Origin of the sequence: Blautia sp. AF19-10LB (genome assembly GCF_003461245.1) — a bacterium.
In the GTDB taxonomy this organism is placed as follows: domain Bacteria; phylum Bacillota; class Clostridia; order Lachnospirales; family Lachnospiraceae; genus Blautia_A; species Blautia_A intestinihominis.
Map to the genome: position 1 here is coordinate 14837 of NZ_QTWS01000024.1, position 13475 is coordinate 28311.

Here is a 13475-nt window from a genome sequence, read left to right on the forward strand (position 1 = left end):
GGATCTTTGTTTATCCGGAATGGGGAGGTAACTTTGAGAAAAATTGCAGTCTTAGATCAGAATACAATCGACAAGATCGCAGCAGGTGAGGTGGTGGAACGCCCGTCCTCTGTGGTGAAGGAGCTGGTAGAAAATGCAATTGATGCCGGTGCGACAGCCGTTACAGTAGAGATCACTGACGGCGGCAAAAAGCTGATCCGCATCACCGACAACGGATCTGGTATGGAAGAAGACCAGATCCCGCTGGCTTTTCTCCGTCATGCGACCAGCAAGATTGAGAAAGTTGAGGATCTGGAGCACATTGCTTCCCTTGGTTTCCGAGGAGAGGCTCTTTCCAGTATCGCGGCAGTTTCACAGGTGGAACTGATCACCAAGACTCCGTCTGCCATCAGTGGAAACCGTTATGTGATCGAAGGCGGCGTGGAGCATTCGCTGGAAGAACTTGGTGCACCGGAGGGTACGACATTTCTTGTACGGAATCTGTTTTATAATACCCCTGCCCGCAGTAAATTCCTGAAATCAGATACAACAGAGGCGAATTATATCCATACCCTGATGGAACAGCTTGCACTTTCTCATCCGGAGATCTCTTTTAAATACATCCAGAATAAACAGGTCAAGCTGCATACTTCCGGCAACTACAGTGTCAAAGATGTGATCTACAGTGTGTATGGCAGGGATATCGCCAAAGCGCTTCTCGAAGTCGAGCAGGAGAATTCGTTCATGAAGATCTCCGGCTTTGTCGGAAAACCGGAGATCGCGAGGGGAAACCGTTCTTTTGAGAATTATTACATCAATGGTCGTTATGTCAAGAACAATATCATCACCAAAGCCATTGAGAACGCGTACAAAGGCTTTCTGATGCAGCATAAATTCCCGTTCGTTTCTCTGCGTATGGAGATGGAGGGGAATGATCTGGATGTCAATGTCCATCCAGCCAAGAGGGAAGTACGTTTTGCGAGGGAACAGGAAGTTTACGATGCGATCTATGATACGGTGCGAAATGCCCTGACCAGACGCGAGATGATACCGAAGGTCACACTTGGTCAGGAAGAAACTTCCAGGAAAGAAAATGTGGTCAAGTCTTCTGCGGTACCGGAGCCGTTCGAGCAGAAACGCCGGGAGCAGATCTACGGTACACCGATATCCAGACCGCAGCCGGTGCGAGAAAATCCGGCAGCTTATTCGACGATGCACCCGGCAAAAACGGAGGGGATTTTATCAGAAAAAAATCCGTCCCCGGCACTGACACCTTCTGAGGAGAATCTGTTTGCAGGAACACTCAGGAAGAATCAGGAGCTGGATGAGGTGAAGAAGAAAGTCGAGTTGGAGCAGCAGGCAAAAATGGCAGAAACACTATCGAAAAAAACAGCACCAGCCACGACGACCATACCGCAGGCGCAGGAGACACCAGCAATCGTAAAATCAGAAGAATTACAAATACAGGAACTTCCGGTAACAGAAAAATCATCAGACGCTACGAAACCCGTACCGTCAATAGAATCAGAAGCGCAGACAGAACAGACAAGCACAGAGACACCATCTGCTCTAGCAGAACCATCTCCCGCACCACAAAAAGAGCCAGCCCCCAAACAGCTGGAACTCTTCGAAGAAAAGCTCCTTGCTCCGGAATCCCGAAACAGGATTCGGATGATCGGTCAGGTATTTGATACCTACTGGCTGGCAGAATTTGACGATAATTTCTACATCATCGACCAGCATGCAGCCCACGAAAAAGTCTACTATGAACGCCTGGTAAAGAAATTCCGTGAGAATTCCATAGATTCCCAGTACCTGACACCGCCGCTGATCGTTTCCCTTAATATGCAGGAAGAGGAAATCTTAAACGCAAACAAAGATTACTTTGAACAGTTTGGTTTTGAGATTGAGCATTTCGGCGGTCGTGAATACTGCATCAGTGCTGTGCCATCCAATCTTTATGGTCTTACCGAAGAAGAACTTTTCCTTGAGATGCTGGATCATCTGGACAGCGACAACAGCAAAGATGCACTGGATATTTTTGCATCCAGGCTCGCCACGATGGCGTGCAAGGCGGCAGTCAAGGGAAACAACCGCCTTTCGATGGAGGAAGCTGAGAAGCTTTTGGATGAACTTATGACACTTGAAAATCCATACCACTGCCCGCATGGAAGGCCAACCATCATTTCCATGACAAAGACAGAGATGGAGAAAAAATTCAAACGAATCGTATAGGAGTATGTTATGAAAAAGCCATTGATCGTGCTGACAGGTCCTACCGCAGTAGGAAAAACAAGCCTCTCCATCTCCCTTGCAAAAGCAGTGAACGGAGAGATCATCTCGGCAGATTCCATGCAGGTCTATAAAGGAATGGATATCGGCTCTGCAAAGATCCGTAAGGAGGAGATGCAGGGCGTTACGCATTACCTTGTAGATATCCTGGAACCGGAAGAAGAATTTCATATCGTAAAATTTCAGGAACTGGCAAAAGCCGCCCTGGAAGAGATCTATGCCAAAGGCAAGATCCCGATCCTGGTAGGCGGCACCGGATTTTACATTCAGGCAGTGACCAGAGACATTGATTTCACACAGGCAGAACAGGAAACTTCTTACCGGGAGGAACTGGAGCAGTTTGCAAAAGAAAAAGGAGCTGAGTATCTCCACGAGAAACTTCGCGAAGTAGATTCCAAAAGCGCAGAGAACATCCACGCAAACAATGTCAAACGTGTGATCCGCGCGCTGGAATTTTATCATCAGAACGGCACCCCGATCTCAGAACATAATGAAGAACAGAAACAGCAGACGTCACCATATAATCTGGTATATTTTGTCCTGACCGCACCGAGGGAGATCCTGTATGAGAGGATCGACAGGCGTGTGGATCAGATGATGGAGGAGGGACTTCTCGAAGAAGTAAAATCTCTGAGAGAACGCGGATGCCACCGTGGAATGGTCTCCATGCAGGGGCTTGGCTACAAAGAGATCCTTGCCTATCTGGAAGGAGAATATCCTCTTGAAGAAGCAGTGCGTATCCTCAAAAGAGATACGAGACATTTTGCAAAACGCCAGCTCACCTGGTTTCGGAGAGAACAGGATGTGATCTGGGTGGACAAAGAACAGTTCCACTGGAACGAAGCGGAAATCTTGGAATACATGATGAGCGTCCTGAAAGAACAGGACCTTCTTGGATAAACGACGAATACAGAAAGGAATGATAAGAAACCATGAAAGAAATGTATGAACAGCTTGGTATCTCCTCAGAAGTATATGACTTTGGAGTGCAGATCGAGGCATCTTTAAAAGAACGTTTTCAGAAATTTGATGAAGTCGCAGAGTACAATCAGATGAAAGTACTCCTCGCAATGCAGAAAAACAAAGTAAATGCAGACTGTTTCCAGTCTTCCTCAGGATACGGATACGATGATTTCGGCCGTGATACACTGGAAAAAGTATATGCAGATACCTTCCATACAGAGGCCTGCCTGATCCGTTCCCAGATCACCTGCGGAACACATGCACTTGCGATCGCCCTGTTTGGAAATCTCCGTCCGGGAGATGAACTTCTGGCTCCTGCCGGCAAGCCATACGATACTCTGGAAGAAGTCATCGGCATCCGTCCGTCCAGAGGCTCTCTTGCAGAATATGGCGTTACTTACAGACAGGTAGACCTCAAAGAAGACGGAACGTTTGATTACGATGCGATCCGTGCAGCCATCAACGAAAAGACACGCCTGGTAGAGATCCAGCGTTCCAAAGGATATCAGACAAGACCATCTTACTCTGTAAAGCAGATCGGCGAACTGATCGCATTTGTAAAGAGCATCAAACCGGATGTGATCTGTATGGTAGATAACTGCTACGGAGAATTCGTAGACACGATCGAGCCGAGTGATGTCGGAGCAGACATGATCGTCGGTTCCCTGATCAAGAACCCGGGCGGCGGTCTGGCACCGATCGGTGGTTACATCGCAGGAACAAAAGAATGCGTAGAAAACGCTGCTACCCGTATGACCTGTCCGGGACTTGGAATGGAAGTCGGTGCGTCTCTCGGTGTAAACCGTTCTTTCTATCAGGGATTTTTCCTTGCACCGATGGTGACAAAGGGTGCACTCAAAGGAGCAGTTTTTGCAGCAAATATCTATGAGAAGCTTGGTTTCCCGGTCGTACCGAACGGAAGTGAACCGCGTCAGGATATCATCCAGGCGGTAACTCTTGGCACACCGGAAGGTCTGATCGCATTCTGCAAGGGCATCCAGGCAGCAGCACCGGTTGACAGCTATGTAGACCCGGAACCATGGGATATGCCGGGATATGACAGCCAGGTGATCATGGCAGCAGGTGCCTTTGTACAGGGATCTTCGATCGAGCTTTCAGCAGATGGTCCGGTAAAACCACCGTATGCCGTTTATTTCCAAGGTGGACTTACATGGGAACATGCAAAACTTGGTGTCCTGATGTCTCTCCAGAAACTGGTAGAGAAGAATCTGGTCACTCTCCCATCAAAATAAGGAGTCGTTATGGATAAAAAACCACAGGTGATCGTTGTCGGCGGCGGAGCTGCCGGACTGACTGCCGGAATCATGGCTGCCAGAAACGGAGCAGCCGTCACGATTCTCGAACAGAATGAGAAACCGGGCCGTAAGATCTGCGTGACAGGAAACGGCCGCTGCAATCTGACCAATCAGGAGATGTCCTGGGAAAAGTTCCACGGACAAAACCCGGCATTTGTCAGGGACATTCTGTCTCAGTTTTCGCTGGAAGATACTTTGAAATTTTTTGACGAACTGGGAATTGTTGTGACAGACAAAAAAGGCTGGCTTTATCCAAGAGGCGGCCAGGCGAAATATATTCCGGAGCTTTTGCTTCTTAAGGCACGCTCCCTTAAAGTCAAGATCAAAACAAGAGAAAAGGTCCAGAAGATCTACAGAGAACAGGATCTCTGGAAAGTCCAGACAGAAGGGTGGACCTATGAGGGGGCTGCAGTCATTCTCGCGAATGGCTCCAAAGCTTCTTCCGTACAGGGTGCAGATGGAAGCGGATATGTACTTGCCAGGGAACTCGGACATCATATCCTCAAACCGCTTCCTGCGCTGACAGGGCTCAAGGTAAAAGGCAATTTCTTCTCCGCATGGGCAGGTGTGCGCACCGACTGCAAAGTCACTCTGTGGATCGATGGAACGGAAACTGCCAGCGAGACAGGGGAGATCCAGCTGACGGATTATGGGATTTCCGGAATACCGGTCTTTCAGATCAGTGGAATGGCAGCCAGAGCCCTGGAAGAGAAACGCAAAGTATCCGTTACACTGAACTTTTTCCCAGAATATACAGAGAAGAACATTCAAGAACTTCTCACAAAAAGGGAAAAAGAATATCCGGAACTTTCCAGGACAGAACGCCTGCTGGGGCTTTTGCCGGATAAACTGATCAAGGTTATCCTGAAACAGAAAGATCCATACAGAGCAGTGACTGCTTTTCCTCTTGAGCTCAAAGGAACCAGCGGATTTGAACAGGCACAGGTCTGCACAGGCGGTGTAGATACCGGTGAAGTAGATCCGGAGACTTTGGAATCCCGGCTCCATAAAGGGCTGTATTTTGCAGGGGAACTTCTCGACATCGACGGTCCCTGCGGCGGCTATAATCTACAGTGGGCATGGTCGAGCGGAGCAGTGGCAGGCATTCATGCGGCAAAGGAGATAAGATGATAAGGATCACACAGTTAAAACTTCCTATAAACCATACAAAAGAACAGCTGGAAAAGAAGATCGCCCGGACGCTGAAATGTCAGGAGGGCAGCTTCACATACGAGATCATAAGACAGTCCCTGGACGCCAGACACAAGGACGACAAAAAATTCGCCTACACCGTAGATGTCATGGTGCCAAAGGAAAAACAGATTCTGAAAAAAGTTCACAGTAACAATATTATGTCAACAGAAAAGAAAAGATATCATTTCCCGAAACCAGGAAGTACGGAGCTGATTCATCCACCTGTCATCGTCGGAAGCGGACCGGCAGGACTTTTCTGTGCGTGGTATCTGGCAAGGGCAGGATACTGCCCGCTTGTCCTCGAACGGGGAGAAATGGCGTCCAAACGAAAAGAAACGGTAGATCATTTCTGGAAAAACGGTGTTCTCAACCCGGATTCTAATGTGCAGTTCGGCGAGGGCGGAGCAGGAACTTTTTCTGATGGAAAGCTGAACACTCTGGTCAAGGATCCAAACGGACGTAACCATGAAGTCCTGGAACGATTTGTAAAAGCCGGAGCCCCGAAGGAGATCGTCTATCAGCAGAAACCACATCTCGGAACCGATGTACTGATCGGGATCGTAGAAACACTTCGCCATCAGATCGAGGCAATGGGTGGAAGTTTCCGCTTTGAAACGACAATGACGGACCTGATCCTTAAGGATGGCAGACTGGAAGCCGTTGAGGTCAACCACGGAGAAAAGATCCCGGCAGAGGTCTGCGTGCTGGCTCTCGGCCACAGCGCACGGGATACTTTTGAGATGCTGAACCGCCGCGGCGTTTATATGGAACCGAAGTCGTTTGCTGTCGGACTACGTGTGGAGCACCCACAGAGCATGATCAACAAAGACCTCTATGGTGAGGAAGAAAATGAGATCCTGGGGGCGGCGAGCTACAAGGTGACACATACCTGCGAGAATGGCCGTGGCGTGTATTCTTTCTGTATGTGTCCGGGAGGTTATGTCGTAAATGCTTCCTCGGAGCCGGGACGACTTGCCGTTAATGGCATGAGCTATCAGGCGCGTGACAGCAAAAATGCAAACAGTGCCCTGATCGTCACCGTAAACCCAAAAGATTTCCCGGATGAGACACCACTTGGCGGGATCGCATTCCAGAGAGAACTCGAACGAAAAGCGTGGGAACTCGGCGAAGGAAGGATCCCGGTTCAGCTTTTTGGAGATTTCAGGAAAGATCAGGCAAGTACAGAATTAGGGGAAGTCGTTCCTCAGATGAGGGGCGGATTTGTACTTTCCAATGTGCGTTCCATTCTTCCAAAGGCAATCGGGGATTCCATCGAGGAAGGCGTTCTTGCATTCGGTAAGAAACTTCATGGCTTTGACCGTGAAGATGCGCTCTTAAGTGGAATTGAGAGCCGGACTTCTTCTCCTGTAAGGATCACAAGGAGTAAAGAAGGACTCTCTAATATAGAAGGAATCTATCCATGCGGAGAGGGCGCAGGATATGCCGGAGGCATCACTTCTGCTGCGATGGATGGGATCAAGGCGGCAGAGTTCATTTGTGAAAAATTTAGAAATTTCTAGGAGGGAGTGTACATCTCCCTCTTTTTATGCTAAAATGAGTTTTGATTCTTCGGGGGCCTGAACTTATTTAGAGAGCGCAGGTAAGATATATGAATCAAACCATCAAAGATATACCGGAATCCGAACGTCCTTATGAGAAATGCATGCGGGACGGGGAGAGTACACTCAGTGACAGTGAACTTCTGGCAGTGATCCTCCGGTCCGGGACCAGAGGGAAGAATTCGCTGAACCTCGCAAATGAGATCCTGAACCATATGGAACATTCTTCATATCCCGGTCTTTTGGGAATCCTTCACAGTTCCCTTTCAGACCTTAAGAAGATACATGGGATTGGCACTGTCAAGGCGGTGCAGCTTAAATGCATTGGAGAATTGTCAAAGCGAATCTCATGTGCGGCAGCCAGACCAAACTTGAGTTTTCAGAATCCGGATTCGATTGCAGCCTATTATATGGAGCAGCTTCGTCATCAGGAACAGGAAATAATGATCTGTATGATGCTGGATAACCAGAACCATTTACTGAATGATACGATTCTCTCCAAGGGAACAGTCAATGCAACACTGATCACTCCAAGGGAAGTATATCTGGAAGCACTTCGCTATCATGCGGTCAGTCTGATTCTGGTACATAATCACCCGGGTGGCAATCCGGTTCCAAGCCAATGTGACCGCGAAGTCACAGAACGGATTTTCCGGGCAGGAGAGATGCTTGGGATTGGTCTTCTGGATCATATCATTATCGGTGATCACAGGTATGTAAGCTTCAGGGAAGAAGGAATACTCGGAGAATACCTGGAATGAAGGGATTGTTTTATGCTTTTAAGAAAAACATACGGAATAGATCTGGGAAGCAGCACGATTAAAGTCTATTCCTTTTTAAAAAACAAGAGTTACATGGAAAAAAACATGGTAGCATCCAGAGAACGCAGAATCATTGCAGTGGGAAATGAAGCCTATGAGATGTTTGAAAAATCTCCGGTAGACATTGCCGTGAATTCTCCGATGACATTTGGTATGATTGCAAATCTGGAACTCCAGGAGATCGCATTATACAGTATGATGAAAAAAATCGATAAATTTCTGGGAGTTGGATCCGATATGTTTTTTTCAGTTCCACTGGATATGACTGCGATTGAGAAGAGGGCGTATTATTATGTGGCAAATGGACACTGGCTTCATCAGAACCGGGTTTACATGGTAGAAGCTCCGATCGCGGATGCACTTGCAATGGGAGTCCGGATGGAGAAAAATGAAGGCAGTATGGTTGTCAATATTGGTGCACAGAGCACACAGTTTTCTATTCTGACAGACGGAAACATTATCATTTCCAAGAAAGTTCCGATCGGCGGCAGACAGATGAATGAAGCAATCTGTGCAGAGATCCGCAAGCGTTACAACCTGCAGATCGGTACGCGGACCGGGAAACGGCTCAAGATTGCGATGGGCCGTCTGAACGATCAGCGGAAGGAGGCACGCAAGGTAGTTGGAATTGACAGCATCTCCGGTCTTCCACGGGAAGAAGTTATTTCCGGATATGTGGTAAATGCCGGGATTATGGACTGTGTGAATGAGATTGCAGCAGAAATGAAGACGTTTCTGGAGCGAATTCCACCGCAGATTGCCTACCACATTGCCAGAGAGGGGATTTATCTCACCGGAGGAAGTACGCGAATTCCATATATTGATAATTATCTTGCGAGCTATACAGGATTTTCCTTTAACTTATCGCCTTTCTACGAAAAGGCGACAATCTGCGGTCTGGAGAAGATCATCCGTGACCGTGACCTGATGAAATGGGCACAGCCCGTTAAACAACGTAAATTATAATTTTTTAGGGGTATGATACATGAGAAACCTGAAAAAGAAATTTCAATTTCGTATACATTTAAAGAGTAAACATCTGCTGGTGATCATGACATTTTTCTGTGGAAGTGCTGTGGTATCGACACTGGCTTCCGGTGTTACATCGGAGCCGCTGGCAGAGGCAGCAGGAATGATCGTAGTTCCATTTGAAAAAAGTATCAATGGGATCGGAAGCTGGATCGGTGAGATCAACCAGACATTTCAGGATAAGCAGGATCTGATCGATAAGAACCAGGAACTGCAGGATGCTGTTGATACACTTACAGAACAGAATAATATCCTGATCCAGAATCAGTCAGAACTTTCCAGACTTCAGGAACTTTACAATCTGGATGAGGAATATTCCTCATATCCTAAGGTTGCTGCCAGAATCATTTCCAAGGACCCTGGAAACTGGTACGATACCTTTATGATCAATCGCGGAAGTAATGATGGTATCCGTGTGGATAATAATGTGATCGCTGGTAAGGGGCTTGTAGGAATTGTTACAGAAGTAGGACCAAACTGGGCTACCGTCCGTGCGATCATTGATGACAGCAGTAATGTAAGTGCAATGACCGTAGGCACAGATGACACCTGTGTGGTAGAAGGAGAACTTGAACTGATTGATGAGGGGAAACTTCGTTTTTCACAGCTTTATGACAAGGATAATAAAGTTACGGTAGGCGAGAGAGTTGTTACTTCCAATATCAGTGACAAATATGTAGAGGGACTGTTTATCGGTTACGTCAGCGAGATTGAACTGGATACCAACAATCTGACAAAGACCGGTACAATTGTAACACCGGTGGATTTTCAGCATCTTAAGGATGTCTTTGTTATCACGGTAAACAAGCTGGATGCAGTTGATAACAGTGGAGCAGCGGATACTTCTTCTGATGCAGATACCGACCAGGAGGGAGCAGAATAATGAAAAGTAAAATCGTTCTGTTTTTTACGATCATTTTGTCTTTCCTTTTGCAGTCAACACTTCTCCAGAAAATCGCCATTGGCTCGATTACTCCGAATCTTCTGTTGATTCTATGTGTTTCCATGGGGCTGATGCGGGGACGTAAGAGTGGCCTGTGGACGGGATTTTTCAGCGGACTGCTTGTAGACCTGTTTTATGGATCTGTATTTGGATTTTATGCGCTGATTTATATGTATGCGGGATTTTTCAGTGGTTATGCATTCCGTATTTATTATGATGATGATATCAAAGTTCCAATGGCTCTCACTGCAATCATGGATCTGTTCTATAATCTGGCAGTGTATGGACTTCAGTTTTTCCTGAGAGGAAGGCTTGGACTTTTTACATATCTGTACAGGATCATTATTCCGGAAATTTTTTATACAGTGTTTCTGACAATGATCGTTTATAAGTTTTTTTATTATATTAATCATCGCTTCATGAGTGCGACCAGGAAAGAAAGGGAATCTATTTGGGTACTAAAATAAAAAAAATATTCAAAAAAATTCAACTGAAACGAACCTCTGTGCTTTTGCTGGTGTTTATTCTTTTGTCTTTTGTTCTGATACGCCAGCTTTATGAGCTGCAGATCATTCAGGGCGAGGACTATATTGATGAATTCCAGACAAGGACCACCAAGACACGTGTCCTCAAAAGTACCAGAGGTAATATTTATGACAGAAACAATAAACTGATTGCTTCCAATATTTTGTCATATTCTCTGACATTTGAGGATAATGGAAGTTATGATACGACCCGCCAGAAAAACCTGACATTAAATGGTACTGCTTATAAGGTTTTGCAGATCCTTGCTGAGAATGGAGACAGTCTTTCAAATACATTTCATATTAAACTGGATAACAGTGGAAATTATGTGTTTGATATTGATCCTGGATTTACCCTGAATCGATTTAAGGCAGATATTTACGGTCATGCGCTCATTGATGACCTGACCAAAGACGAGGCAGCTGCCAGTGCTGCTGACATGATGGATTATCTTAGTGGTAACAAGGGATTTTCTATCGTCCTTTATGGCGATGAAGCCTATACAGATGCAGAGTTGAAACAGTACGGTCTTCCACAGGAACTTACCAGGCAGGAAGTTCTGGATATTGCAATCATGCGCTATGAACTGAGCACAAACAGTTTCCAGAAATATATGGCGGTTACGATCGCGACAAATGTCAGCGAGAGCACCGTTGCAGCAATCAAGGAAAATCAGAATGAACTTCAGGGAATTGATGTTCTGGAGGATTCCAGCCGCCAGTATGTAGAGGATGAGAGTATGGGACCTCTGCTGGGCTATACTGGTAAGGCATCTTCTGATGAACTTGCAGATCTTAAGAAACAGGATCCGAAATACTCTAATGATGCCGTCATCGGTAAAGCGGGAATTGAACAGTATATGGAAATGGATCTTCAGGGAACGGATGGACAGGAGACGGTTACGGTTGATAACCTTGGTAAAGTCCTCAAAATTGACAGTGGCACAACAATAGAGCCACAGGCTGGAAATGATGTTTATCTCTCTGTAGATTCAGACTGGCAGGCGGCAATTTATCAGATCCTCAAACAGAGGGTTGCCGGTATTCTTCTGAACAAGATCGAGGCAGTTAAGGAGTTTGACTATGAAGCTGAACAGGATGCAAGTAGGATCGTTGTTCCGATCTATGATGTATACAATGCACTGATATCCAACAGTGTGATTGATATTGATAAGTTCAGTAATCAGAATGCTTCCGATACAGAAAAAAATTTATATGCCAAATTTCAACAAAAGCAGCAGGAAGTTTTTGATACAATAACTAACAGGTTGACAATGGACAATCCGCCTGCATATAAGGATGAATCGAAGGAATTTCAGGAATACCTTTCTTATATTTGTGATACCATTCTCAGAGATACACTGGGAGTCATAAAGAAGGATTCCGTAGATACTTCGGATGCGACATACCAGGCATGGACAACAGATCAGAGTATCAGTCTCAAGGATTATCTGAACTATGCCGCAAGCCAGAACTGGATCGATATTTCTGTTATTTCACCAGATGGGGAATATCTGGATTCCAATGAAGTTTATAAGGCACTTACGGATTATATTACAGATTATCTGAAGACAGACACTGGTTTTTCGAAGCTTTTGTACAAGTACATGCTTATGAATGACCAGATTTCCGGACAGGATATCTGCCTGGTACTTTACGAGCAGGGCGTTCTTTCCAAGGATGACTCAAGTTATGAAAGCCTTGCCTCCGGTCAGATGTCTGCTTATGATTTTATGATCAATAAGATTGCCAATCTGGAGATCGAACCGGCACAGCTTGCACTTGCACCGTGTTCTGCATCAGCAGTCATTACAGATGTAAATACCGGAAAAGTTCTTGCATGCGTTTCTTACCCTGGATATGATAATAACAAACTCAGCAATAATATGGATACCAGCTATTATTCAAAACTTGCATTGGATCAATCCAGCCCGTTCTTTAACAAGGCAACGCAGCAGACAACAGCACCTGGTTCTACATTGAAGCTTCTGTCTACGATTACAGGAATGATGGAGGGCATTATTGATGATGGAACTTATTATGAGTGTACAGGTAAATTTGATCTGGTAACACCGGCAATTTACTGCTGGAACCGACAGGGGCATGGATCTCTTGAGATTCGTGGTGCGATTGAGCAGTCCTGCAACTACTTTTTCAATATGATCGGTTTCCTTGCAGGAAAGAATGCAGATGGAGATTTTTCGGAAACATTGAGTCTTTCGAAACTGCAGCAGTATGCATCCGAGATTGGTCTGGATGAAAAAACAGGCATTGAGATTTCAGAAGCATCTCCACATGTTTCTGACAGTAAGGCAGTTCCGTCTTATATTGGACAGGGTAATCATCTGTTCAGTACCAGTCAGCTTGCACGATATGCGACGGCACTGGCAACTTCCGGAACAGTTTATGACCTTTCCCTTCTGGATAAGGTTACAGATTCTCAGGGAAAAATCCTTACAGAATATGCTCCGTCTGTCAAAAATCAGATGACGGATGTTCCGAGCAGCGTATGGGATGATATTCATGATGGTATGCGCAGGGTTGTTGAAACACATGAACAGTTCAATGGACTTGGAGTAACTCTTTCTGGTAAGACAGGTACTGCCGAGCTGGATATTTACCATCCGAACCATGGTCTGTTTATCGGTTATACGACTTCAGCATCAACAGGTGCTCCAGAATATGCGCTTGCTGTCCGAATTGCAAATGGTTACAGTTCAGGAAATGCCTGTTTGACCGCAAATGATATCTTACAGTACATTTATGATCTGGCAGATGAAGATACAATTCTGACGGGCTATGCCTCCAGCGATACCAGCAATACTTCAAATGATTAACAGACACAGGGCATCTGC

At 45.9% G+C, this 13475-nt stretch carries 10 protein-coding genes; all 10 read left to right on the forward strand.

The window, feature by feature from the left end; genetic code table 11:
• Positions 1 to 33 precede the first annotated feature (33 nt).
• Entirely contained in the window at positions 34 to 2214 is a 2181-nt protein-coding gene (mutL, locus tag DWX28_RS13105) for a DNA mismatch repair endonuclease MutL (protein WP_118252938.1), read from the forward strand.
• Positions 2215 to 2223: 9 nt separating this feature from the next.
• Positions 2224 to 3171, forward strand: a complete 948-nt coding sequence (miaA, locus tag DWX28_RS13110; protein ID WP_118252939.1) for a tRNA (adenosine(37)-N6)-dimethylallyltransferase MiaA — start codon at positions 2224 to 2226, stop codon at positions 3169 to 3171.
• Positions 3172 to 3203: 32 nt separating this feature from the next.
• Complete coding sequence (locus DWX28_RS13115; RefSeq protein ID WP_118252940.1) at positions 3204 to 4487, forward strand: methionine gamma-lyase family protein; 1284 nt, start codon at positions 3204 to 3206, stop codon at positions 4485 to 4487.
• Positions 4488 to 4496: 9 nt separating this feature from the next.
• A complete protein-coding gene (locus DWX28_RS13120; protein WP_118252941.1) occupies positions 4497 to 5681 on the forward strand; it encodes an NAD(P)/FAD-dependent oxidoreductase in 1185 nt (394 codons plus the stop codon).
• Complete coding sequence (locus DWX28_RS13125) at positions 5678 to 7264, forward strand: NAD(P)/FAD-dependent oxidoreductase (RefSeq protein ID WP_118252942.1); 1587 nt, start codon at positions 5678 to 5680, stop codon at positions 7262 to 7264. The genes DWX28_RS13120 and DWX28_RS13125 overlap by 4 nt, the downstream gene beginning before the upstream one ends.
• 89 nt (positions 7265 to 7353) lie before the next feature.
• On the forward strand, positions 7354 to 8064 hold the full coding sequence (radC, locus tag DWX28_RS13130; protein ID WP_022214992.1) for a RadC family protein: 711 nt from the start codon (positions 7354 to 7356) through the stop codon (positions 8062 to 8064).
• A 12-nt stretch (positions 8065 to 8076) separates the two neighbouring features.
• Positions 8077 to 9090 (forward strand): rod shape-determining protein, encoded by a 1014-nt coding sequence (locus DWX28_RS13135; protein WP_118252943.1) that lies wholly within the window; start codon positions 8077 to 8079, stop codon positions 9088 to 9090.
• Between the two features lie 19 nt (positions 9091 to 9109).
• The gene (gene mreC / locus DWX28_RS13140; RefSeq protein ID WP_118252944.1) at positions 9110 to 10036 is read left to right on the forward strand and encodes a rod shape-determining protein MreC; all 927 of its coding nucleotides are present in this window, start codon (positions 9110 to 9112) and stop codon (positions 10034 to 10036) included.
• A complete protein-coding gene (gene mreD / locus DWX28_RS13145) occupies positions 10036 to 10563 on the forward strand; it encodes a rod shape-determining protein MreD (RefSeq protein ID WP_022214995.1) in 528 nt (175 codons plus the stop codon). The genes mreC and mreD overlap by 1 nt, the downstream gene beginning before the upstream one ends.
• Positions 10564 to 10625: 62 nt before the next feature.
• A complete protein-coding gene (locus DWX28_RS13150) occupies positions 10626 to 13457 on the forward strand; it encodes a penicillin-binding transpeptidase domain-containing protein (RefSeq protein WP_227222043.1) in 2832 nt (943 codons plus the stop codon).
• Positions 13458 to 13475 lie beyond the last annotated feature (18 nt).

Coding starts and splice junctions, on each gene's coding strand:
- DWX28_RS13120 (WP_118252941.1), top strand. CDS start 4,497: ATGGATAAAAAACCACAGGTGATCGTTGTCGGCGGCGGAGCTGCCGGA.
- radC (WP_022214992.1), top strand. CDS start 7,354: ATGAATCAAACCATCAAAGATATACCGGAATCCGAACGTCCTTATGAG.
- mreD (WP_022214995.1), top strand. CDS start 10,036: ATGAAAAGTAAAATCGTTCTGTTTTTTACGATCATTTTGTCTTTCCTT.
- DWX28_RS13125 (WP_118252942.1), top strand. CDS start 5,678: ATGATAAGGATCACACAGTTAAAACTTCCTATAAACCATACAAAAGAA.
- DWX28_RS13115 (WP_118252940.1), top strand. CDS start 3,204: ATGAAAGAAATGTATGAACAGCTTGGTATCTCCTCAGAAGTATATGAC.
- mreC (WP_118252944.1), top strand. CDS start 9,110: ATGAGAAACCTGAAAAAGAAATTTCAATTTCGTATACATTTAAAGAGT.
- miaA (WP_118252939.1), top strand. CDS start 2,224: ATGAAAAAGCCATTGATCGTGCTGACAGGTCCTACCGCAGTAGGAAAA.
- DWX28_RS13135 (WP_118252943.1), top strand. CDS start 8,077: ATGCTTTTAAGAAAAACATACGGAATAGATCTGGGAAGCAGCACGATT.